Source organism: Cellulomonas fimi ATCC 484 (assembly GCF_000212695.1).
Lineage (GTDB): Bacteria > Actinomycetota > Actinomycetes > Actinomycetales > Cellulomonadaceae > Cellulomonas > Cellulomonas fimi.
In genome coordinates, this window is sequence record NC_015514.1 from 1,481,820 (window position 1) to 1,502,611 (window position 20,792).

Sequence of the window (20,792 nt, forward strand, 5' to 3'; positions counted from 1 at the left end):
GCTCGGCCAGGGGGTCGGTCATGGCGACAAGGTACGGCCGTGCGACGGTCGGCGCGCACGCTCTCCACCGGCACCTACAGTGGTCGGGTGCCCGTGCAGACCGCTCCCGACGAACGCGTCGAGCAAGCCGAGCAGGTCGCCGTCGCCGACCCCTGGGTCACGATCGTGTGGAACGACCCGGTCAACCTCATGAGCTACGTGACCTACGTGTTCGAGACGTACTTCGGCCACCCGCACGAGAAGGCGGAGCGCCTCATGCGCCAGGTCCACGAGGAGGGCCGCGCCGTGGTGTCCACCGGGTCGCTCGAGAGCATGGAGGTCGACGTGCAGGCCATGCACGGGTTCGGCCTGTGGGCGACGCTGCAGCGCAGCGGGGCCTGATGCGCGCCTTCACCGAGCGGCAGGGCGCGTTCGTCGCGCGGCTCGACGCGTCCGAGCGGGAGGTCGTCGCGGCTCTCGTGGCGGACGTCGCGCAGCTGCTCGGCGCACCGCGGTTCGACGAGGTCGGCGTCCCCGGCGCGCCCGAGGTCCCGCTGCTGCGCACCGAGCCGCTGCCCGCGCCGCAGGACCCGGCGGTGCGGCGCCTGCTGCCCGACGCGTCCCGCGACGACCCCGAGCTGTCCGCCGAGTTCCGCCGACTCACCGAGGACGACCTGCGCGCCGCCAAGGTCGCGCGGCTCGGCCGGCTCTGGACGCTCCTGACGACGCCGGGCGACGGGCGCCGCCACGACCTGCTGACCGTGACGCCCGCGGCCGCCCCCGACGTCGCGGCGGCGCTCACCGACCTGCGCCTCGTGCTCGCCGAGCGCCTCGACGTGCGCACCGACGCGGACGCCGAGCGGCTGTACGACGAGCTCGACGACGAGGACGGCGCGCCGGGCGCCGAGGTGCGCCGGTACCTCGTCGCGCTGTACGGCGCGCTGAGCTGGCTGCAGGAGTCGCTGGTCGGTCTCCTGCTCGCGCACGCACGGCGCGGGGACGCGTCCGGGGCCGCGACCAGCGGGGGTTAGGCTCGTCCGCGTGAACGACGCCCCCATCGGCATCTTCGACTCCGGCGTCGGCGGCCTCACGGTGGCGCGATCCGTCCTCGACCAGCTGCCGCACGAGTCGACCCTGTACATCGGGGACACGCTCAACACGCCCTACGGTCCCAAGCCGCTGGCCGCCGTGCGCGCGCACGCGCTCGAGGTCATGGACGACCTCGTCGACGCGGGGGTGAAGCTGCTGGTCATCGCGTGCAACACCGCGTCGGCGGCGGTCCTGCGCGACGCGCGCGAGCGGTACACGCTGCGGCGCGGCATCCCCGTGGTCGAGGTGATCCTGCCCGCCGCGCGGCGTGCGGTCGCCGCGACCCGCACGGGCCGCATCGGCGTCATCGGCACGCGCGCGACGGTCGACTCCCGCGCCTACGACGACGCGTTCGCCGTGGCACCCGGCGTCACGCTCACGAGCCAGGCGTGCCCGCGGTTCGTCGAGCTGGTCGAGGCCGGCGTCACCTCGGGCCCCGAGGTGCTGGCCGTCGCCCACGAGTACCTCGACCCCGTGCGCGACGCGGGCGTCGACACGCTCGTCCTCGGCTGCACGCACTACCCGCTGCTCACCGGCGTGATCTCGTACGTCATGGGCGACGACGTCACGCTGGTCTCGAGCTCCGAGGAGACCGCCAAGGACGTGTACCGCACGCTCGTGGGGCACGGGATCGAGCGTGACCCCGCCGCCGACCTGCCGACCCACCGCTTCCTCGCGACGGGTGACCCGGTGGCGTTCCAGACGCTCGCGCGGCGGTTCCTCGGGCCGGAGGTCGAGGCGGTCGAGTCCCGGATGGCGCTGCGATGAGGCTCGTCGTCGTCGGCTGCGCGGGGTCCTTCCCGGGGCCCGACGCGGCCGCGTCGGCGTACCTCGTGCAGGCGGACGACGCCAAGGGCCGGACCTGGACGGTCCTGCTGGACCTGGGCAACGGCGCGCTGGGGCCGCTGCAGCGCTACGGCGACCCGACGGCGCTCGACGCGATCGCTCTGTCGCACCTGCACGCCGACCACGTGGCGGACCTCGTCGTGCTCAACGTCCTGCGCCGGTACCACCCGGACGGCGCGCTGCCCCCGGTCGACCTGTACGGCCCGGAGGGCACCACGGAGCGGCTCGCCCAGCTCGCGGGCAAGGACCCGGCGACGGACATGGGCGGCCAGTTCACGGTCCGCACGTGGGACCCGGCCGCGCCGGTGACGGTCGGTCCGCTCACGCTCGAGCCGGTGCCCGTCGAGCACCCGGTGCCGGCGTTCGGGATCCGCGTGACCGGGCCGGCGCAGGACGACCCCGCGCGGCGCGTCGTGCTCGCGTACACGGGCGACACCGACGAGTGCGCCGGGCTCGACGCGCTCGCCCACGGCGCGGACCTGCTGCTCGCGGAGTCGGCGTACCTCGAGGGGCGCGACGACGAGGTCCGCGGCGTGCACCTCACGGGCCGGCGCGCCGGTGCCGCGGCGGCGCGCGGCGGGTCGCGACGCCTCGTCCTGACCCACGTGCCGCCGTGGAACGACCCGCAGGTGACGCTCGCCGAGGCGCGCGCGGTCTACGACGGCCCCCTCGCGCTCGCCCGTCCGGGCGACGTGCACGTGCTCTGACCTCGGGCGTCGTCCCCCCCGCACGGACCCGCGCTGGCATGCTGTGCCGTCATGCGCACCCGCACCGCCCGCCCGCCGGCCGGCCCCGCCTACGACGTCGCCGTGCAGTGGGCCCCGCGCTCGGCCCTCGTGATCCGGCGGATGCGTCGCTGGCACCGCCGCCGCAACCGCGACACGCCCGACGTGATCGAGGCCGCGACGAGCCTCGACCTGGACGACGGCGTCGGGATCCTCGTGTGGATCGCCGGCGCGGTCGCGTTCGTCGTCGGGATCCTGCTCGTCTGGTGGCTCGTGGTCCCGCTCCTGCTGCTCGTGCTCGACCTCGCGGTGGTCGTCGCGGTGCTCGTCCTCGGTCTCGTCGCCCGGACGCTGCTGCGGCGGCCCTGGGTCGTCGCCGTCACCCCCGCCGACCACGACGAGCCCGTCCTGGCGCGCGCCGACGTCCTGGGCTGGCGCCGGGCGCTGGGCGTGCGCGACGCGATCGCCCGGCACCTCGCGGCCGGGGCGGAGCCGTCGGGCGCCGTGCGGGCGGCCGCCGGGACCGACACGCGTGTCGTCGTGGTCACCGTCGCCGCGCCGACGCCCGCGGCTGCCGCGCCGGACGGGGGCGTCGGGGAGCGCCGTTAGGCTCGTCGGCATGACCGCGACCACCCCCACGCTGCGCGCCGACGGCCGCCGCCCCGACGAGCTGCGGCCCGTCACGCTCACCCGACGCTTCCTCGACGCCGGCGAGGGCAGCGTCCTCGTCGAGTTCGGCGGGACGAAGGTGCTGTGCGTCGCGTCGCTCACCGAGGGCGTGCCGCGCTGGCGCAAGGGCTCGGGCGAGGGGTGGGTCACCGCGGAGTACGCGATGCTTCCGCGCGCGACCTCGACGCGCTCCGACCGGGAGTCCGTCAAGGGTCGCGTCGGCGGCCGCACGCAGGAGATCTCCCGGCTCATCGGCCGCTCGCTGCGCGCCGTCGTCGACGTGTCCGCGCTCGGCGAGAACACGATCGTGCTCGACTGCGACGTCCTGCAGGCCGACGGAGGCACGCGCACCGCGGCGATCACGGGCGCGTACGTCGCGCTCGCGGACGCCGTCGCGTGGGCCCAGCAGCGTCGCCTCGTGCCCGCAGGGCGGCAGGTGCTGCGCGACTCCGTCGCCGCCGTCAGCGTGGGCATCGTCGACGGCGTCCCCGTGCTCGACCTGCCCTACGTCGAGGACGTCCGGGCGGAGACGGACATGAACGTCGTCGTCACCGGGTCGGGGACGTTCGTCGAGGTGCAGGGCACCGCCGAGCACGCCCCGTTCGACCGCCGCGAGCTCGACTCGCTGCTCGACCTGGCCCTCGCGGGCACCGCCGAGCTCACGCGCCTGCAGCGGGCGGCGCTCGCCGCCGCGCCCGGCGACGGCAGCGCCACGCGCCTGCCCGGGGCGGGCGCGTGAGCGTCCCCGCCGGGGCGCGCCTCGTCCTCGCGACGCACAACGCGCACAAGGTCGGCGAGCTGCGCGCGATCCTGGCGCCCGCGCTGCCCGCCCTCGACCCCGCGGCGGTCGTGGGCGCGCGTGACGTCGGTGCGCCCGAGCCCGTCGAGGACGGCGTGACGTTCGCCGAGAACGCGCTGCTCAAGGCGCGCGCGCTCGCCGCGTTCACGGGGCTGCCCGCCGTCGCGGACGACTCGGGGCTCGCGGTCGACGTGCTCGGCGGCGCACCGGGGATCTTCTCCGCACGCTGGTCGGGGCGGCACGGCGACGACGCCGCCAACCTCGCGCTCCTGCTCGCGCAGCTCGGCGACGTGCGGCCCGAGCACCGCGGCGCGCGGTTCGTGTGCGCCGCGGCGATCGTGACCCCCGACGGCTTCGAGCACGTCGAGCAGGGCGCGCTGTTCGGCACCCTGGCCACCGAGCCGCGCGGCACGAACGGCTTCGGGTACGACCCGGTCCTGGTCCCCGCCGGGGGCTCGCGCACGTGCGCCGAGCTCGACCCGCAGGAGAAGAACGCCATCAGCCACCGCGGGCAGGCGTTCCGGGCGCTCGTGCCGACGTTGGTGCGGGTCCTGGGCGGATGACGTCCGCGACGGACGCCGTCGTCGACCACGCGCACGTCGTCGCCGACGCGGTGACGTTCGCGTACGGCGAGCAGGTCGTCCTCGACGCCGTCGACCTGGTGGTCTCGGCGGGGGACCGCGTGGGGCTCGTGGGGGAGAACGGCGCCGGCAAGACGACCCTGCTGCGGCTGCTCGCGGGCGACCTCGTGCCGCTGTCGGGGACCGTGCGCCGCGCGGGCACCCTCGCCGTGGTGGAGCAGGAGCTCGACGAGCCCGCGGGCACCACGGTCGGCGACCTCGTCGACCGCGCGCTCGCCGCGGTCCGCCAGGCGTCGACCGAGCTCGAGGACGCCATCGCCGGCTTCGACCACGCGACCGGCGACCTCGCGCGGCTCACGGCCGCGATGGGCCGCTACGAGCAGCTCGCCGCGTGGGACGCCGACCGTCGCGTCGACGAGGCGCTCGCCCGGTTCGGCGCGCCCCGCGACCGCGACCGCCCGCTCGAGCGGCTCAGCGTGGGGGAGCGGTACCGGGTGCGGCTCGCGTGCCGCGTCGGCGAGCGGGCCGACGTCCTGCTGCTCGACGAGCCGACCAACCACCTCGACGCCGCCGGGATCGACTACCTCACCGCGCGGCTGCGCGAGTGGCCCGGTGCCGTCGTCATCGTCACGCACGACCGGCAGCTGCTCGACGACGTCATGACCGCGATCCTCGACCTCGACCCGTCGATGGACGGCCGGCCCGCGCTCTACGGCGCCACCCGGTACGCCGACTACCGGTTCGCCAAGGACCAGATGCTGCGCCGTTGGCGGGCCCGGCACCGCGCCGAGCGCAAGCGGGCCGCGCAGCTCGCCGAGCGGCTCGACGCCGCCTACGAGGGGCTGTCCGACGAGTGGCGGCCGCCCAAGGGCTCGCAGAAGCACCGCCGCGGCACCCGCGCCCGGATCCACGTGAAGGCGGCCGACCGGCTCGTCGAACGCCTCGAGGCGCAGGCCGTCGAGGTGCCCGTGCCGCCGCTCGCGCTCGCGTTCCCCGACCTGCCGTCGCTGCCCCGTGCGGTGCCCGGCGACCGCGGCGGAGGTGGCCCGCTCGTCGAGCTGCGCGCGCCACGCGTCGACGGCGGCCCGGGCGGGCGTCCACGGCTCGACCTGCCGGGCCGGCGCGTCGAGATCCCGCCGTGCAGCCGCCTGCTCGTGACGGGGCCCAACGGGTCGGGCAAGTCGACGCTGCTCGCGGCGCTCGCCGGGACCGTCGCGCTCGACCGCGGCAGCCGCACCGTCGCCCCGGGCGTGCGGCTCGGCGTCCTCGCGCAGGAGGGGCCGACGGAGCACGCCGAGCCGCCCGACGGCACACCGTCACCGTCCGCGTTCGACGCCTACGCGCGCCACGCGCTCGACCTGCTCGCCGCCGGACGCCTCGACCCCGAGCAGCTCGTGCCCGTCGCGGCGCTCGGCCTGCTCACCGAGGAGGACCTGGACCGTCCGCTGCGCGAGCTGTCCGTGGGTCAGCGCCGCCGGTTCGACCTCGCGTGCGCGCTGCTCGCGGCGCCGCACGTGCTGGTGCTGGACGAGCCGACGAACCACCTGTCCGTGGGGCTGGTCGACGAGCTCACGCAGGCGCTGCGGGCGACGTCCGCCGCGGTCGTCGTCGCGACGCACGACCGCCGGATGCGCGCGGACCTCGCGGACTGGCCCGAGCTCACGCTCGGCTGAGCCCGCGCGACCGGACCGCGACCGGCGCGGCGGTACCCGGCGGGGGCATCCGGCGAGGCGTCCGGCGGGGCGGCACCCGGCGCGGCGGCACCCGGCCCGGCAGGGCGAGCCGGGTCCCGCGCGGCCCGGCTCAGGGGAGCCGGCCGACGTGCGCCATCGCCTGCCGCAGCAGGAGGCCCTGCCCGCCGTTCATCTCGACCTGCACCTGCTCGGCGCACGCCTCCTCGGGCGTCAGCCACGCGAGGTCGATCGCGTCCTGCTGCGGCCGGCAGTCACCCAGCACGGGCACGACGTAGGCGAGGGACACCGCGTGCTGGCGCGGGTCGTGGTACGGCGTGACGCCCGGGGTGGGGAAGTACTCCGCGACCGTGAACGGCTGCGGCGACGCGGGGATCTGCGGCAGCGCGACCGGGCCGAGGTCCTTCTCGACGTGGCGGACCAGCGCGTCGCGGACCCGCTCGTGGTACATGACGCGCCCGCTGACGAGCGCCCGCGACATCACGCCCTCGGGCGTCACGCGCAGCAGCAGCCCGACGGCGACCACGTCGCCCGAGTCGTCGACGCGCACGGGCACGGCGTCGACGTACAGGATCGGCAGCTGCGAACGGACCTTGGCGATGCGGTCGGCGCTCAGCCAGCCCGCGGGGCGTTCGGGTCCGGGAGGGAACTCGGCGGTGTCGGTCACGGTGCAGTTCTACCGTCTGCGCGCCGCCGCGGCGGCCAGGCTCGCGCCCGCCGGCGGCACCGTCCCCCGTCCGTACCCGCCTTTGCCCCCGTCCTCCCGGGAATACCCGCGGGGCCCGCAGCGCTCTACCACCCGGAACGACCAAGGAGGTGCCAGGTGGCCACGACCACGCTGACGGCCGAGACGATCGGCCAGACCATCAAGGACAACGACATCGTCCTCGTCGACTTCTGGGCGGAGTGGTGCGGCCCGTGCCAGCGGTTCGCACCGGTGTTCGAGAAGTCGTCCGAGGAGCACCCGGACGTGGTGTTCGCCAAGGTCGACACCGAGGCCGAGCAGCTCCTCGCGGCACAGCTCCAGATCTCCTCGATCCCGACGCTCATGGCGTTCCGGGACGGCGTGCCGGTGTTCCGGCAGGCGGGCGCGCTGCCCGGGCCCGTCCTGGAGCAGGTCGTGTCGGCGGTGAAGGACCTCGACATGGACGAGGTCCGCGCGAAGATCGCGGAGCACGAGCAGGAGCACGCGACCCAGGCGTGACGGCGGCGGCGGTCGGTGACCGCCGCACGCGACGCACGACGGCCCGGCGGAGACCCGCCGGGCCGTCGTCGTGCCGGGTGCGGGAGACGGGAGTCGAACCCGCACGCCCTCTCGGGCACCAGGACCTAAACCTGGCGTGGCTGCCGTTTCACCACTCCCGCGTCGCCGAGTGTGGCACACCCGGCCACCGTCGTCGGCGGCGCGGTCGCACCCGGACCGCCGACGCGTGTCACGCGATCCTCAGGTCCCGGCGCAGCTTCGCGACGTGCCCCGTGGCCCGCACGTTGTACTGCGCGAGCTCCACCCGGCCGTCGGGGTCGACGACCACGGTCGAGCGGATCACACCCGTGACCGTCTTGCCGTAGAGCGACTTCTCGCCCCACGCACCCCACTGCTCGAGCACCGCGTGCTCGGGGTCGGACGCGAGCGGGAACGTCAGCTGCTCCGCGTCCGCGAACCGCGCGAGCTTGTCCACCGGGTCGGGCGACAGGCCCACGACGGCGTACCCGGCGCCCTGGAGCGACGCGAGGGAGTCGCGGAAGTCGCACGCCTGCTTCGTGCAGCCCGGCGTCATCGCCGCGGGGTAGAAGTACACGACGACGTGCCGGCCGCGCAGGTCGGACAGCGTCACGCTGCCGCCGTCCGCGGTCGGGAGCGTGAAGTCGGGGGCGAGGTCGCCGACGGCGAGACGGGGCACGTGGACTCCTGGTGTCGCGGGGAGCGCGCTGCGGCACGCGCGCGGGGACGGCCCGTCAGCCTACGTCGCGCGCGACGCCCGGGCGTGGCCGGCCTGCCCGCGGCGCACGGTAGCGTCGGGCGGGTGACCGCTCCCGCCGCCGAGACCCGCTCCGCCCTCCCGATCCGCATGCTCAACGACCGCCTCCTCGTCTCCGTCGAGGGTGACCCGGCCGAGCGTCGCTCGTCGGCCGGCATCGTCATCCCCGCCACCGCCGCGGTCGGCAAGCGGCTCGCGTGGGCGACCGTCGTCGCGGTGGGCCAGCACGTGCGGCAGGTCGAGGTGGCCGACCGCGTGCTGTTCGACCCCGAGGACCGGGCCGAGGTGGAGCTCGAGGGCGCGACGTACCTGCTCCTGCGGGAGAAGGACGTGCACGCCGTCGCCGCGCCGCGCGCCGCGGGTGAGGGAACCGGCCTGTACCTGTGAGGGTCCTGCGACAGCAGCGGCCCGATCTTGCGCGGCACGCACGCGTGGTGTGCCATGGATCGTCACCGCACCACCACCCCGGAGGGCCCGATGCGACCCGACCCGTCCCCTGAGACCGCGCCGGACGCCGAGCGCGTCCGTGACCTGCTCGACGCCCACGTCCCGCTGGCCCTCATCGCCGACCTGACGGCGGACGAGGCGGTCAGCTCGCAGGAGATCCTGGAGAAGGAGGGACTGCCGCAGGACGCCTGGTGGGAGGGGGACGAGCGCGGTTCCGCGGCCTCGCCCGAGCCGCGTCCCTGACCGTCGCGTGACCCTCGTCACCTGCGGCCCCGCCGATTGGCTTCCTCCGCCACGAGGCTGCTAACGTTCTCAACCGCGCGCCATTAGCTCAATTGGCAGAGCAGCTGACTCTTAATCAGCGGGTTCGGGGTTCGAGTCCCTGATGGCGCACCACCGAAGGCCCCTGGACCACGTGTCCGGGGGCCTTCGCCGTACCCGGCGCGTGACGGGTCGTGCATCGTGGCGCGAGAGCCGCCACGATGGGGCGATGTCATCCGATGAGGAGTTCGACGTCGTCGTCGTCGGCGGGGGCGCGGTCGGCGAGAACGTCGCGGACCGCGCGAGCCGCACCGGCCTGAGCGTGGCGCTCGTCGAGCACGCGCTCGTGGGCGGGGAGTGCTCGTACTGGGCGTGCATGCCCTCCAAGGTGCTGCTGCGCGCCGGCCAGGTCCTCGAGCAGGCGCGTGCCGTCCCGGGCGCGCGCGCTGCCGTCGACGGCGGGGTCGACGCGGCCGCCGTGCTCGCGCGGCGCGACGAGGTCGTGCACGGCTGGGACGACTCCTCGCAGGTCGCGTGGGTCGACTCGGCGGGGATCACGCTGCTGCGCGGTCACGCGCGCCTCACCGGCCCGCGCACCCTGCTCGTCACGGGCGACGGCCGGGAGACCGTCGTCCGGGCGCGTCGGGCCGTCGTGGTCGCGACCGGCTCGGCGCCCGTGGTGCCCGACGTGCCCGGGCTCGCCGACGCGGGCTTGTGGACGAGCCGGGAGGCGACCGCGGTGCAGGAGGTACCCGCGCGGCTCGCGATCCTCGGCGGCGGCGTCGTGGCCGTGGAGATGGCGCGCGCCTACGCCGACCTCGGCAGCGACGTGACGCTCGTCGTGCGCGGCGAGCACCTGCTCGGGAACGCCGAGCCGTTCGCGGGGGAGGCCGTCGCGGCCGACCTGCGGGCGTCGGGTGTGCGGGTGCTGTTCGGTGCCCAGGCGGTGAGCGCGCGCCGCGACGACGGCGGCGTCCACCTCGACCTCGGCCCGGTGCGGGACGCGGCGCCGCCGGAGGTCGCGACGCTGCACGTCACCGAGGTGCTCGTCGCGACGGGCCGACGTCCCCGCACCGACCAGCTGGGGCTCGAGAGCGTCGGCCTGACGCCCGGCGAGCCGCTGCACGTGGACGACGCCCTGGCGGTCCAGGGGGTCGAGGGCGGCTGGCTGTTCGCCGCCGGGGACGTCACCGGTCGCACGGCCACGACGCACCAGGGCAAGTACGACGCGCGCGTGGTCGGTGACGTCGTCGCCGCGCGCTTCCACCCGGGCGGGGACGGCGCCGACGGCGGCCCTGCGGTCGAGCGGGGCGCGCCCCCGTGGAGCCGGTACCGGGCGACGGCCGACCTCGGCGCCGTGCCGCAGGTCGTCTTCAGCCGCCCCGAGGTCGCGTGGGTCGGGCGTACCGAGCAGCAGGCGCGCCGCGACGGGCTCGACGTCCAGGTGCTCAGCTACGAGCTGGGTGACGTGGCGGGGGCGAGCGTCGCCTCACCCGAGTACGCGGGCACCGCGCAGCTCGTCGTCGACCGTGCGCGTGGCGTCGTCGTGGGGGCCACGTTCGTGGGACCGGACGCGGCGGAGATGCTGCACGCGGCGACGATCGCCGTCGTCGGCGAGGTGCCGCTCGACCGGCTGTGGCACGCGGTGCCGTCCTACCCGACGGTCTCCGAGGTGTGGCTCCGGCTGCTGGAGAGCGCCGGGCTGTAGCGGGCGGTCCGCGCAGGAGCGCGTCGGGACCTGCCGACGCCGCCGCGGGCGGCCGACGCCCCGCGCCGCTCCGTCGCGGGCCCCATCCCGTCGTCACGCGCTCCCGGCCGCCGTGGGACGCGGCGGGACGCGACGGAGGGGCGGACCCAGCGGTCCGCCCCTCCGTGGTGCACGCCCGCCCTGTCGGCAGGACAGGCGCGCGGTGTCCGCACGCCGCCCGGTCTCGGGCGAGCCGTCGTCCGTCGGTCGCTCAGCTGCGGGTGGACCGGCGTCCGTGGCTCACTCGGTGGCGAGCGAGCCGTCGCTCGACAGCACGAGCCCGATCGCCGCGTCGCCCTGCCGGACCGCGGCGCCGATCAGGCCGAAGTCGTAGGACTTGAACTCGGCGATCTCCAGGCCGTACGTCTCCTCCAGCCCCGGCTGGCAGAACGGCCGCTCCGGGCACTCCGGCGGGCCGGCGAGCACGAGGCCGCCGCACGCCTCCGCGAGGTCCGACAGCGTCGTGACGTCGTGCTCGTCCGCGAACGCCTGCGTGACCGCGAACGCGTTCTGGTCCTGCGCGGCCGACGGCGCCCCCACGACGAGGCCCGACTGCTCCGCGAGCGGCGTGAGCGCGGCGACGGTCTCGTCCACGTCGTCCGTCGAGACCGACGGCGCGTCCGGGCCGTTGACGCTCGCGTTGAGGAAGTCGGCGAGCGTCGCGGCGTACTCGGGGACCGTCGACAGCGTGCCGTCGACGAGCGCGGGCAGGTAGGTGTCACGGTTGCCGATGGTGCGCACCTCGACCTGGTAGCCGGCCGAGCGCAGCACCTCGCCGTAGATCTCGGCCAGGGTGACGCTCTCCGAGAAGTTCGCGGCGCCCACGACGAGCGACGTCCCCGCCCCCGCCGACGCGTCGTCCGCGGCGAGGCCCTCCTCCTCGACGTACTCCTTCGCGACCTCGCTCGAGGTGCGACGGTCGATGTCGACGGCCTTGTTGAGGCCGATGAGCTTCTCGGTGTCCAGCGACGCGGAGACGCTGTCGAGCAGCTCGACCACGGCGGGGCTCTGCTGGGCGACGCCCGCGTTGACCGCCGGGATGATGTTGTCGGCGTTCTGCAGGCCGCCGTCGTCCTCGAGCACGACGAGCTGCTCGCCCGCGACGGGGTCGCAGACGGGCTTGCCCGACGTGCCGGACGACGTCGGGTCGGCCTCGCCGCCACCCGAGCCGGGCGCGCCGCACGCGCCGAGCACGAGGACGGCGGTGGCGAGGATCGAGAGTCGGGCTGATCGGGTGGCACGCATCGGTGTCTCCTGGGGTCGGGTGCCGCCCGGCGCGGGACGGGTTCCCGCAGGTCGGCGGCGCGGAGCGGTCATCGCGGAGCGGCTGGTTCATTGGACCGGTCGGCCGCGTCGGTGGCAACCGGTGACGGGCGGCGGCGCCGGCGGGGGCTGCCGGCGGCGGGACGTGCCGCACGCTCGCGGGACCGCAGGCCAGCGGGCGTGACGAGACGCTGCACGAGCGCGAGGGCCCCCTCGGCGACGAGGCACAGGGCCGCGACGAGCAGCCCGCCGGCGAGCGCCTGCCCGAACCGCTGCGTGCCGAACCCGGTGACGACGATCGTGCCGAGGCTCGTCCCGCCCACGAGCGCCGCCAGCGGCACGGTCGCGAGGACCTGCACGGCACCCGTGCGGAGCCCGGCCGCGAGCGAGGGCACGGCGAGCGGCACCTCGACGGTCCACAGGCGGCGCGCGCCCGACATGCCCACGCCGCGCGCGGCGTCGCGCACGTGCGGGTCGACGTCCCCGAGGCCGGTCACGGCGCCGGACAGCAGCGGCGGCACCGCGAAGACGGCGCACGCGAGCACCGTGGCCGGGTTGCCGAACATCCCGCTCGCGGCGAGCAGGGTGAGCAGCGCGAGCGTCGGGAGCGCGCGTGTCGTGTTCGCGACCACGACGCCCACGGTGGCCCCGCGGCCGCGGTGGCCGAGCCACAGGCCCACGGGCAGCGCGACGACGGCGGCGAGGAGCACGGCCTGGGCGGAGACGAGCACGTGCGTCGCGGTGAGGGCGAGCACGCCGTCGCGACCCGTCCAGTTGAGCGGGTCGTTCAGCCAGGCGAACGCGTCGGTCAGGACGTCCACGGCGCCTCCCTCACACCGGCCGCACGGTGCGGGCCCACGGCGTCGCCAGCCGCCCGAGCCCCGCGATCAGCAGGTCGAGCACGAGCGCGAGCAGCAGGCACAGCACCGTCGCGGTCATGATCTCCGCGTGGTAGTTGCTGCGGAACCCGCGGAACATGAGCTGCCCCAGCCCGCCGTACCCCACGACGACGCCGACGGTGACGAGCGCGACGGTCGTGACCGTCGCGAGCCGCAGACCGGCGACGATGCTGGGCAGCGCGTTGGGCAGCTCGACCGTGAGCAGCAGCCGTGCCCGGCCGTACCCCATGCCGCGCGCGGCGTCCCGGACCGCGGGGTCGACCCCCTCCAGCCCGACGAGCACGTTGCGCGTCAGCACCAGCAGCGCGTACGCCACGAGCCCGACGAGCACGGTGGTCCGGCCGATGCCGGTGTACGGCGCGAGCACCGCGAACAGCGCGAGCGAGGGGATCGTGTAGAGCACGCCCGCGACCCCCAGCACCGGGCCCGCCCAGCGCCGTCGCACGTGCGCCCACGCGCCGAGCGGCAGCGCGACGACGGTCGCGAGCAGCACGGCCTGCACGGTGAGCGTCGCGTGCGTCGTGAGGTGCTCGAGCACGTCCGCGCCGTTGCGCTGCAGGTACTCCCAGGAGAACCAGGGGTTGGCCGGTGGCGCCGCGAGGAGCATCTGCCGAACGTAACGGGCACCTCCGACACCCGCACCCCTCGGCGGCGCCCGCGGGGTGCGGGTGCCGGGCGTCGGAGGGCGGCAGTAGCGTCGTGGGCATGGTGCAGCCCGCGATCGCGTTCGAGCACGTCCGCAAGGAGTACCCGACCGCGGGGGACCGGTCGGGTGCGGCCGTCGACGACCTGAGCCTCGACGTCCGGCCGGGGGAGGTGCTCGTGCTCGTCGGCCCGAGCGGGTGCGGCAAGTCGACCACGCTGCGCATGGCGAACCGGCTCGTCGAGCCGACCTCGGGGCGGATCCTGCTGGAGGGCGACGACGTCACGCACGTCGACCCGGTGCAGCTGCGCCGGCGCATCGGCTACGTTATCCAGGACGTCGGCCTGTTCCCGCACCGCACGGTCGCCCAGAACGTCGCGACCGTGCCGCGTCTGCTCGGCTGGGACCGGCGCCGCACGGCGGCGCGCGTCGAGGAGCTGCTCGCGCTCGTCGGGCTCGAGCCGTCGCGGTACGCGCGCCGCTACCCCCACGAGCTCTCGGGCGGCGAGCGGCAGCGCGTCGGCGTCGCCCGCGCCCTCGCGACCGACCCGCCCGTGCTGCTCATGGACGAGCCCTTCGGCGCCGTCGACCCGGTCGGCCGGCGCCGGCTGCAGTCGGAGTTCGCGCGCATCCAGCGCGAGGTCGGCACGACGGTGATGCTCGTCACGCACGACATCGACGAGGCGGTCCGGATGGGCGACCGTGTCGCGGTGCTCAGCTCGGGCGCGCACGTCGAGCAGCTCGCGACGCCTCTGGAGGTCGTCGCGCGCCCCGCGACGGACGCCGTCGCGGACCTCGTCGGGCGCGGCCGTCTCGCGCGTCTGCTGGCGCTGGGCCGGCTCACCGAGGCGGACGTCGACACGGGGGCGACCGGCCCCGTCGTCGGCCGCGTCGCCCTCGGTGCGGAGCTGGGCGACGTGCTCGGCGCGTTCCTCGCCGCGCCGGGGGAGGGCGCGGGGGCGCGCGTGGAGGTCCTCGACGGCGACCGCGTGGTCGGTTCCGCGACGTCGGCGACCGTTCTTCGGGCGCTGCGCCGCCTCACCGACGCGTCGCACGGGACCGACGCCCCACCCCTTGCGGCGGGCGCGGACCGCGTCGGTACGCTGCCAGCGTGACGACCCCCACGACGGCCCGGCTCGCCCTCGCGACCTGCGCCGAGCTCCCGGACCTCGACCCCGACGACCAGCCCCTGCGGGACGCGCTGCTCGCGCGCGGCGTGGCCACCGAGACCGCCGTGTGGGACGACCCCACGGTGGACTGGTCCACCTACCCCCACGTCCTGGTCCGCTCCACGTGGGACTACACCGAGCGCCCGCGCCTGTTCGCGGACTGGGCGCGGCGCGTCGGACGGTCGAGCACGCTGCTCAACCCCGCCGAGGTCGTGGTGTGGAACATCGACAAGACGTACCTGCGCGACCTCGAGCAGCGCGGCCTGCCGATCGTCCCGACCATCTGGCTCGACCCCGAGCGCAACTTCGACGCCCGGGCGATCCACACGCGCTTCCCCGCGTTCGGCGACTTCGTCGTCAAGCCCACGGTGAGCGCCGGCTCGCGCGACACGGGCCGCTACCAGGCCGACGAGACCCCGTCGCGCGCGCTCGCGATCCGGCACGCGAAGAACCTGCTGGGCGTCGGGCGGCACGTCATGATCCAGCGCTACCTCAAGCAGGTCGACACGGTCGGTGAGACGGCGCTGGTCTACGTCGACGGGCAGTTCAGCCACGCCGTCCGCAAGGGTGCGCTGCTCGACGGGCCCTTCCGCGAGGGCGAGACCGAGGGCGTGCTGTACCGGCGGGAGGTCATGTCCGCGCGCGACGCGAGCGACGCCGAGCGCGAGGTCGCCGACCGGGTCGTCGCGGCGCTCGCGGAGATCTTCCCCGGGCAGGCCGACCCGCTGCTGTACGCGCGCGTCGACCTCATCCCGGACGACCAGGGCAACCCCGTCGTGCTCGAGGTCGAGCTGACCGAGCCGTCGTTCTTCTTCGGCTACGCGCCCGGGTCCGTCGACCGGTTCGCCGACGCGCTCGTCCGGCGGCTCTGAAACGGGTTCCGGAGCACCCGCCGCCACCCGGTACACTTCTCGTCGGCCCCGTCGTCCGCGTCGGGTCCGTGCCGCCGGCAGGCGGTGCACGGTGGCTATAGCTCAGTAGGTAGAGCACCTGGTTGTGGTCCAGGGGGTCGCGGGTTCAAGTCCCGTTAGCCACCCCAGCACGAAGGCCCCGACGCTCCGCGCGTCGGGGCCTTCGTCGTCCGTGGTGCCGTCCTCGTCCGTGGTCCGACGGGCCGTCAGGACGGGTCGGCCACCGCGTTCTTGACCGACGTCGCGACGACCTCCGCGGCGACCTGCCGGGCCGTCGCCGAGTCCGGGCCGGGCTGCGCGGGCAGCAGCGCGGCGCGGTAGTACCGCAGCTCGTCGATCGACTCGAGGATGTCCGCGAGCGCGCGGTGCCCGCCGTTCTTGCGCGGCGAGGCGAAGTAGACCCGCGGGTACCAGCGGCGGGCGAGCTCCTTGATCGAGGAGACGTCGATCACGCGGTAGTGCAGGTGACCGACGAGCTCGGGCATGTCGCGGTCGAGGAACGCCTTGTCCGTCCCGACGGAGTTGCCCGCGAGCGGCGCCTTGGACGGCTCGGGCACCCACGTCCGCACGTAGTCCAGGACCTGCTGCTGCGCGTCCTCGAGCGTCGTGCCGGCGTCGAGCTCGTCGAGCAGGCCGGACGTCGTGTGCATGGCGCGCACGAAGTCGTTCATCTGCTCGAGCGCGGCGGCCGGGGGCTTCACGACGACGTCGACGCCGCCGCCCAGGACCCGCAGGTCCGAGTCGGTGACCACCGCGGCGACCTCGACGAGCGCGTCAGCGCCCAGGTCGAGACCGGTCATCTCGCAGTCGATCCAGACGATGCGCTCGGCGCTCTCGTGGCCGTTGGGGGCGGGCGCGGGGGTCGGCGTGCTGGTCACCGGCCCAGCCTACGGGTGACGGTCGCCCGGCGGGACCGTCGCCGCGAGCGCACCCGCGACGAGCACGAGCAGCGCGACGCCCCCCGCGCACCACCAGGTGGTCGTCCACGACGCTCCCGACCAGCGCAGCACGGCCACGGCGGCACCCGCGGCGCCGGCCGCGACGAGCAGGCGCTCGAGCCAGCGGGCCACCGCGGCCCGCAGCCGCTCGCCGCGCGTCGCCGGGGCGGGGTCGCCCCCGTTCGCGTGCCTGCCCATCAGGCGCCGCCGGCGGCGGGGCGGCGGGACGGGACGGGCATGGCGCACATGGTGGCACGGCGAGACGGCTGCGCGTGCCGGGTACGGCGGAGGCCGGCGCCCCGGGTGGGGCACCGGCCTCGGTCGGCGTCGTCAGCCTGCGGCGACGGTGCCGGAGAAGCTGCCGGACAGCAGGCCGGCGAGCAGCAGGGGGAGCGCTGCGCGCTCCCTATGCGGAGGACGCCTCGTGGCGTCGGCCGCGTGTCTCGCGGTGAGGATCCGCGCGCGGGCGCGGGCGATCTCGGCGTCCTCGAGGCGACGAGCGCTCTCCTGACGGGCGAGGTCGAAGGTGATGGTCGGGTGCACGGCTGCCTCCTGGGCATGACGACGGGACCGTCGCCGGTGGGTGGGTGGTGGGAATGGCGGAGCCGGGCCCTGGAGGCCCGGGTCGCCGGTGGATCAGGAACACCAGACCACGCCCCAGATACGGGTGTCATCCGCTTTTTCCCGGTCTCGTGCGGGCTGGCAGGAGGTCGACGCCGGTCGTCCGGACGGCGGCTCGACCAGGGCGGGTCCGGCAGGAGAGGGTCGGCGCGTGCCTGCTCCCACCACGTCGCCGCGCCCCGACGCGACCGCCGGTCGCGACCCCGCCGACCCCACGCCCCTCGCCCCGCACGGCGCCGTCGGCGTGCTGCTCGGGTCCGCCTGGTACGTCGCCGCGGTGCTCGGTACCGGGATCCTGCTGCTGCCCGCGCTCGCGGTCGAGGTCGCCGGGCCGGCGTCGGTCGTGGCCGTCGCGCTCGTCCTGCTCGCGTCGGTGCCGCTCGCCGCCACGTTCGCCGCGCTCGCCACCCGGTACCCCGACGCGGGCGGTGTCGCGACCTACGTCCGCCGTGCCCTCGGCCCGACGGCGGCCCGCGCGACCGGGTACTGGTTCTTCTTCGGCGTGTGCGTCGGGACGCCCGTCGTGGCGCTGCTCGGCGCCGAGTACGTCGTCGCGATGGTCGGCGGGGACGGCCCGCTGGTCTACGTCGTCGCCGCCGTCCTGCTCGTGCCGCCGTTCGCCACGAACGCCGTCGGGCTGCGGCTCGCCGGGCCCGTGCAGCTCGCGCTCACGGGCGGGCTCGTCGCCATCGTGGTGGTCGTCGCCGCGGCCGCCGCGCCCGCGGCGCAGACCGCCCACCTGACCCCGTTCCTCCCGCACGGCTGGGCCGGCGTCGGGGCGGCCGTGTCGCTGTACGTGTGGGCGTTCGCCGGGTGGGAGGCCGTGACGCACGTCGCCGGCGAGTTCCGCGACCCGCGGCGGACCATCCCGCGTGCGACGGCCGCCGCGCTCGTCGTCGTCGGCGCCGCCTACCTCGCGCTGCAGTGGGTCACGGTGACGGCGCTCGGCCCCGCAGCGGCCTCGTCGACCGTCCCGCTCCTCGACCTCGTCGACCTGCGCCTGCCGTCCGCCGCCCGGGTCGCGGTCGCGGTCGTCGCGGCGGTCGTCACGCTCGGCGTCCTCAACGCCTACGTCGCGGCGTTCGCGAAGCTCGGTGCGTCGCTCGGGCGGGACGGGGACCTGCCACGGTGGCTCGAGCCGGGCGGGGAGGCCGGGGGCGTGCCGCGGCGGGCGCTGGTCGTCGTCGGCGCGCTCGCGACCGGGTACCTCGCGCTCGCGGTCGCCACCGGCGGGGATCTCGGGCCGTTCGTGCTCGTGCACACGAGCTGCATGGTCGCGATCTACGGCACGGGCGTCGTCGCGGCGCTGCGGCTCCTGCGCCGCGGGACGCCCGGGTGGTGGGCCGCGCTGGCGGCGTGCGTGCTCGTCGTCGGCCTGCTCGTCCTCGCGGGCGCGCACCTGCTGGTCCCCGCCGCCCTGGGCGGTGTCGCCGTCGTCGTCGGGCTGGTGCGCAGCAGGCTGCGGCGGCTCGGAGCGACCCACCCGCAGGCCCCGGACGGGCCGCCCCGTGCGACCCGCGTGCAGCGCCCCCGGCAGGACTCGAACCTGCAACCGACGGATTAGAAGGCCGTTGCTCTATCCGTTGAGCTACGGGGGCCGACGCCGGCCAGCCTAGTGTTCCCGGGCCGGTCCGCGGCTCGCGACGGCGTCGGACGGGGTCCTCGGGACCGGATCGGGGCACGATCCGGTCAGCGTCGACAGCGTGGCGCGTTTGGCCTGGTCAGATCGCGCCATGACAATGAGGTCGTGAGCGCGCAGCCCGGCACCGCCCCCGCGCCGTCGGCGCGCGGTGCGCACGCGGCCTCCGAGCGGCCCGCCCGGCACGTCGCGAGCGACCCGCGCGACGTCCTCGCGCGCCCGCTGGCTGCGACGTCGCTGCTCGACGCGGTCAAGGACCTGCACCGCGACGTCGAGCGCACGGGCTTCCCGCTCGACCTCGAGGGCACCGCCTCGGCCCGCGCCTCGCGCGCCCGCCTCGTCGACCAGCTCGCCGAGCACCTCGTGCCGCGGCTCACCGAGCTGTCCGCTCCGGCCGTGGTCGTCGTGTCGGGGTCGACCGGCGCCGGCAAGTCGACGCTCGTGAACTCGCTCGTCGGACGCGAGGTCAGCGAGGCGGGCGTGCTGCGGCCGACGACGCGCCGACCCGTCCTGGTGCACCACCCGCTCGACGACGAGCTGCTGTCGCACCACCCGGTGCTCGAGCTCGTGCAGGTCGTCGCCGACGACGCGGTCCCGCGCGGGATCGCGCTGCTCGACGCGCCCGACCTCGACTCGGTCCTCGACTCCAACCGCGAGCAGGCGCACCGGCTCCTCGAGGCGGCGGACCTGTGGCTCTTCGTGACGACCGCCGCCCGGTACGGCGACGCGCTGCCGTGGCGCGTCCTGGAGGCGGCGGTCGAGCGCGGCACCTCGATCGCGATGGTGCTCAACCGCGTGCCGGGGGCGTCGCTGCCGACGGTGCGCGGCGACCTGCTGGAGCGCCTGCGCTCGCACGGGCTCGAGGGCTCGCCGCTGTTCGTCGTCCCGGACCTCGGCCCGCACGAGGGGCTGCTCGCCGCGGGCATCGTCGCGCCCGTCAAGCGCTGGCTGACGATGCTGGCCGGGCCCGACCGCGCCCGCACGGTCGTCGGCCGCACGCTGCGCGGGTCGCTCGCGGCCCTGCGGCCGTGGGTCGACGAGCTCGCCGACGCGGTGCAGGCGCAGGCCGACGCCGCCGCGCGCATCGCCCGCACGCTCGACGACGCGGTCGACGAGCCGACCCGGCACGCCGTCGCCGCGGTGCGGCAGGGCGCCGTGGCGGACGGGGCGGTCCGGGCGCGCTGGGCCGAGCTGACGGCGGACGGCTCGCCGCTCGCGTCGGTCGTGCGGGCGTCGGGCCGCGTCGCGGGCTCCGCGCGCGACGGCCGGGCCCGGGCGGCGGCGGTGCGGCCGCTCGTCGAGGACCTCACGCGCTCGGCGACCGCGGTCCTCGGGGCTGCGGGTGCGCACGCCCAGGAGGCGCTGCGTGCGGCGCTGACCGGTCGCGGCGCGCCGGCGGGGGGCCCGTCGGTCGACGCCGCGTGGGACGACCAGGCGGACCGGCCCGTGCGGCAGCGCAGCGCCGAGCTCACGGCGCGCGCGTGGACGGCGCAGGGGCAGCGCACGCTGCGGGCCGCGCTCGCGGTGCCGCCCCCGACGAGCGACGAGGACGGGCGCCCGCGCCGCTCGCGCGACGTCGCGCACGAGGGCCGGCGGCGCCAGAAGGCCGAGCGTGCGCTCGGTGAGGACGGGCTGGCGGCGCTCGCGCTCGCCGGGGCCGCGGGCGTCGAGGAGGCGTCCGCCCTGGCCGAGGACCTGCTCGGTGCCGCGGGGCGCCGCGCGGTCGAGGACCTGCGGGCTGACCTGGAGTCGCGGGTCGAGGCGCAGGTCGCGCTCGAGCGCGCGTCGGTGGGCAAGGTGCTGGCGGACCCGGACCTCGCCGACGACGCCGCGTCGCTGCTGCGGCTGCGGCTCGCCGTCCTGAAGGGACTGACGTGAGCGGGACGACGAGCCACC

The 20,792-nt window shown here is 76.1% G+C and carries 24 protein-coding genes and 4 tRNA genes; 18 read left to right on the forward strand and 10 right to left on the reverse strand.

The annotated features are described in order from the left end of the window. The first annotated feature begins 87 nt into the window (after window positions 1–87). The 8 genes from clpS to CELF_RS06845 are packed head-to-tail and all read left to right on the forward strand — an operon-like array spanning window position 88 to window position 6,361. Window positions 88–381 carry an ATP-dependent Clp protease adapter ClpS gene (clpS, locus tag CELF_RS06810; protein ID WP_041553363.1) on the forward strand — a complete coding sequence of 98 codons (294 nt, stop codon included), beginning with the start codon at window positions 88–90 and terminating at the stop codon, window positions 379–381. Then, a complete protein-coding gene (locus CELF_RS06815) occupies window positions 381–1,010 on the forward strand; it encodes a DUF2017 domain-containing protein (protein WP_013770520.1) in 630 nt (209 codons plus the stop codon). Before clpS ends, CELF_RS06815 begins: the two co-directional genes overlap by 1 nt. A 10-nt stretch (window positions 1,011–1,020) precedes the next feature. Continuing rightward, window positions 1,021–1,836 (forward strand): glutamate racemase, encoded by an 816-nt coding sequence (gene murI / locus CELF_RS06820; protein WP_013770521.1) that lies wholly within the window; start codon window positions 1,021–1,023, stop codon window positions 1,834–1,836. After that, on the forward strand, window positions 1,833–2,621 hold the full coding sequence (locus CELF_RS06825; RefSeq protein ID WP_013770522.1) for an MBL fold metallo-hydrolase: 789 nt from the start codon (window positions 1,833–1,835) through the stop codon (window positions 2,619–2,621). Before murI ends, CELF_RS06825 begins: the two co-directional genes overlap by 4 nt. A 51-nt stretch (window positions 2,622–2,672) precedes the next feature. Then, on the forward strand, window positions 2,673–3,248 hold the full coding sequence (locus CELF_RS06830) for a hypothetical protein (RefSeq protein WP_013770523.1): 576 nt from the start codon (window positions 2,673–2,675) through the stop codon (window positions 3,246–3,248). Between the two features lie 10 nt (window positions 3,249–3,258). After that, window positions 3,259–4,047 carry a ribonuclease PH gene (gene rph / locus CELF_RS06835; protein WP_013770524.1) on the forward strand — a complete coding sequence of 263 codons (789 nt, stop codon included), beginning with the start codon at window positions 3,259–3,261 and terminating at the stop codon, window positions 4,045–4,047. After that, window positions 4,044–4,670 carry an RdgB/HAM1 family non-canonical purine NTP pyrophosphatase gene (rdgB, locus tag CELF_RS06840; RefSeq protein WP_013770525.1) on the forward strand — a complete coding sequence of 209 codons (627 nt, stop codon included), beginning with the start codon at window positions 4,044–4,046 and terminating at the stop codon, window positions 4,668–4,670. The genes rph and rdgB overlap by 4 nt, the downstream gene beginning before the upstream one ends. After that, complete coding sequence (locus tag CELF_RS06845) at window positions 4,667–6,361, forward strand: ABC-F family ATP-binding cassette domain-containing protein (protein WP_013770526.1); 1,695 nt, start codon at window positions 4,667–4,669, stop codon at window positions 6,359–6,361. Before rdgB ends, CELF_RS06845 begins: the two co-directional genes overlap by 4 nt. Before the next feature lie 130 nt (window positions 6,362–6,491). Here CELF_RS06845 and CELF_RS06850 read toward each other — a convergent pair whose 3' ends face one another. Further along, on the reverse strand, window positions 6,492–7,046 hold the full coding sequence (locus CELF_RS06850) for an NUDIX hydrolase family protein (protein ID WP_013770527.1): 555 nt from the start codon (window positions 7,044–7,046) through the stop codon (window positions 6,492–6,494). Window positions 7,047–7,202: 156 nt separating this feature from the next. Here CELF_RS06850 and trxA point away from each other — a divergent pair, with 156 nt between their 5' ends. Beyond that, entirely contained in the window at window positions 7,203–7,583 is a 381-nt protein-coding gene (gene trxA, locus CELF_RS06855; protein WP_013770528.1) for a thioredoxin, read from the forward strand. 78 nt (window positions 7,584–7,661) lie between these two features. On the opposite strand, the gene CELF_RS06860 is transcribed toward trxA, so the two are convergent. Both CELF_RS06860 and bcp read right to left on the reverse strand, forming a co-directional pair. After that, window positions 7,662–7,744 (reverse strand) — tRNA-Leu (locus CELF_RS06860). Window positions 7,745–7,812: 68 nt separating this feature from the next. Further along, window positions 7,813–8,280 carry a thioredoxin-dependent thiol peroxidase gene (gene bcp, locus CELF_RS06865; protein WP_013770529.1) on the reverse strand — a complete coding sequence of 156 codons (468 nt, stop codon included), beginning with the start codon at window positions 8,278–8,280 and terminating at the stop codon, window positions 7,813–7,815. A 168-nt stretch (window positions 8,281–8,448) separates the two neighbouring features. Here bcp and CELF_RS06870 point away from each other — a divergent pair, with 168 nt between their 5' ends. From CELF_RS06870 to CELF_RS06885, 4 genes are all read left to right on the forward strand, one after another. Beyond that, window positions 8,449–8,745 (forward strand): co-chaperone GroES, encoded by a 297-nt coding sequence (locus CELF_RS06870; protein ID WP_049791541.1) that lies wholly within the window; start codon window positions 8,449–8,451, stop codon window positions 8,743–8,745. Between the two features lie 90 nt (window positions 8,746–8,835). After that, complete coding sequence (locus tag CELF_RS06875) at window positions 8,836–9,048, forward strand: hypothetical protein (protein ID WP_013770531.1); 213 nt, start codon at window positions 8,836–8,838, stop codon at window positions 9,046–9,048. A gap of 77 nt (window positions 9,049–9,125) precedes the next feature. After that, a tRNA-Lys gene (locus CELF_RS06880) sits at window positions 9,126–9,201 on the forward strand. Between the two features lie 94 nt (window positions 9,202–9,295). Next, window positions 9,296–10,774, forward strand: a complete 1,479-nt coding sequence (locus tag CELF_RS06885) for a dihydrolipoyl dehydrogenase family protein (RefSeq protein WP_013770532.1) — start codon at window positions 9,296–9,298, stop codon at window positions 10,772–10,774. Between the two features lie 279 nt (window positions 10,775–11,053). Here the strand turns inward: CELF_RS06885 and CELF_RS06890 are convergent, their stop codons facing one another. The 3 genes from CELF_RS06890 to CELF_RS06900 all read right to left on the reverse strand — a co-directional run bounded on the left by CELF_RS06890 (window position 11,054) and on the right by CELF_RS06900 (window position 13,582). Beyond that, entirely contained in the window at window positions 11,054–12,058 is a 1,005-nt protein-coding gene (locus CELF_RS06890; protein ID WP_013770533.1) for a glycine betaine ABC transporter substrate-binding protein, read from the reverse strand. A 68-nt stretch (window positions 12,059–12,126) separates the two neighbouring features. After that, a complete protein-coding gene (locus CELF_RS06895) occupies window positions 12,127–12,897 on the reverse strand; it encodes an ABC transporter permease (RefSeq protein ID WP_013770534.1) in 771 nt (256 codons plus the stop codon). 10 nt (window positions 12,898–12,907) lie between these two features. Further along, window positions 12,908–13,582 (reverse strand): ABC transporter permease, encoded by a 675-nt coding sequence (locus CELF_RS06900; RefSeq protein ID WP_013770535.1) that lies wholly within the window; start codon window positions 13,580–13,582, stop codon window positions 12,908–12,910. Between the two features lie 98 nt (window positions 13,583–13,680). On the opposite strand from CELF_RS06900, the gene CELF_RS06905 reads away from it, so the two are divergent. The 3 genes from CELF_RS06905 (at window position 13,681) to CELF_RS06915 (ending at window position 15,826) form a co-directional block, all read left to right on the forward strand. Continuing rightward, entirely contained in the window at window positions 13,681–14,733 is a 1,053-nt protein-coding gene (locus CELF_RS06905; protein ID WP_013770536.1) for an ABC transporter ATP-binding protein, read from the forward strand. Next, window positions 14,730–15,659: an ATP-grasp domain-containing protein gene (locus CELF_RS06910; protein WP_013770537.1), complete on the forward strand. Its 930-nt coding sequence runs from the start codon at window positions 14,730–14,732 to the stop codon at window positions 15,657–15,659. Before CELF_RS06905 ends, CELF_RS06910 begins: the two co-directional genes overlap by 4 nt. A 91-nt stretch (window positions 15,660–15,750) precedes the next feature. Continuing rightward, window positions 15,751–15,826 (forward strand) — tRNA-His (locus CELF_RS06915). 78 nt (window positions 15,827–15,904) lie between these two features. Here CELF_RS06915 and orn read toward each other — a convergent pair. The 3 genes from orn to CELF_RS06930 form a co-directional block, all read right to left on the reverse strand. Beyond that, the gene (orn, locus tag CELF_RS06920) at window positions 15,905–16,576 is read right to left on the reverse strand and encodes an oligoribonuclease (RefSeq protein ID WP_013770538.1); all 672 of its coding nucleotides are present in this window, start codon (window positions 16,574–16,576) and stop codon (window positions 15,905–15,907) included. Between the two features lie 9 nt (window positions 16,577–16,585). Then, complete coding sequence (locus CELF_RS06925) at window positions 16,586–16,834, reverse strand: hypothetical protein (RefSeq protein ID WP_013770539.1); 249 nt, start codon at window positions 16,832–16,834, stop codon at window positions 16,586–16,588. 132 nt (window positions 16,835–16,966) lie between these two features. After that, entirely contained in the window at window positions 16,967–17,179 is a 213-nt protein-coding gene (locus CELF_RS06930; protein WP_013770540.1) for a hypothetical protein, read from the reverse strand. 355 nt (window positions 17,180–17,534) lie between these two features. Here CELF_RS06930 and CELF_RS19930 point away from each other — a divergent pair, with 355 nt between their 5' ends. Further along, the gene (locus CELF_RS19930) at window positions 17,535–18,821 is read left to right on the forward strand and encodes an APC family permease (RefSeq protein WP_232014344.1); all 1,287 of its coding nucleotides are present in this window, start codon (window positions 17,535–17,537) and stop codon (window positions 18,819–18,821) included. On the opposite strand, the gene CELF_RS06945 is transcribed toward CELF_RS19930, so the two are convergent. Beyond that, window positions 18,783–18,855, reverse strand: a tRNA-Arg gene (locus CELF_RS06945). The two genes, CELF_RS19930 and CELF_RS06945, sit on opposite strands and share 39 nt — an antisense overlap. Before the next feature lie 149 nt (window positions 18,856–19,004). On the opposite strand from CELF_RS06945, the gene CELF_RS06950 reads away from it, so the two are divergent. After that, the gene (locus CELF_RS06950; RefSeq protein ID WP_013770542.1) at window positions 19,005–20,774 is read left to right on the forward strand and encodes a GTPase domain-containing protein; all 1,770 of its coding nucleotides are present in this window, start codon (window positions 19,005–19,007) and stop codon (window positions 20,772–20,774) included. The last annotated feature ends 18 nt before the right edge of the window (window positions 20,775–20,792 follow it).

Bases quoted from the DNA above. Each gene is read 5' to 3' on its own strand.
- CELF_RS06815 (WP_013770520.1), top strand. From the start codon at position 381: ATGCGCGCCTTCACCGAGCGGCAGGGCGCGTTCGTCGCGCGGCTCGAC.
- CELF_RS06875 (WP_013770531.1), top strand. From the start codon at position 8,836: ATGCGACCCGACCCGTCCCCTGAGACCGCGCCGGACGCCGAGCGCGTC.
- rph (WP_013770524.1), top strand. From the start codon at position 3,259: ATGACCGCGACCACCCCCACGCTGCGCGCCGACGGCCGCCGCCCCGAC.
- CELF_RS06870 (WP_049791541.1), top strand. From the start codon at position 8,449: ATGCTCAACGACCGCCTCCTCGTCTCCGTCGAGGGTGACCCGGCCGAG.
- CELF_RS06845 (WP_013770526.1), top strand. From the start codon at position 4,667: ATGACGTCCGCGACGGACGCCGTCGTCGACCACGCGCACGTCGTCGCC.
- CELF_RS06925 (WP_013770539.1), bottom strand. From the start codon at position 16,834: ATGGGCAGGCACGCGAACGGGGGCGACCCCGCCCCGGCGACGCGCGGC.
- CELF_RS06885 (WP_013770532.1), top strand. From the start codon at position 9,296: ATGTCATCCGATGAGGAGTTCGACGTCGTCGTCGTCGGCGGGGGCGCG.
- CELF_RS06825 (WP_013770522.1), top strand. From the start codon at position 1,833: ATGAGGCTCGTCGTCGTCGGCTGCGCGGGGTCCTTCCCGGGGCCCGAC.
- CELF_RS06830 (WP_013770523.1), top strand. From the start codon at position 2,673: ATGCGCACCCGCACCGCCCGCCCGCCGGCCGGCCCCGCCTACGACGTC.
- CELF_RS06905 (WP_013770536.1), top strand. From the start codon at position 13,681: ATGGTGCAGCCCGCGATCGCGTTCGAGCACGTCCGCAAGGAGTACCCG.
- CELF_RS06900 (WP_013770535.1), bottom strand. From the start codon at position 13,582: ATGCTCCTCGCGGCGCCACCGGCCAACCCCTGGTTCTCCTGGGAGTAC.
- CELF_RS06890 (WP_013770533.1), bottom strand. From the start codon at position 12,058: ATGCGTGCCACCCGATCAGCCCGACTCTCGATCCTCGCCACCGCCGTC.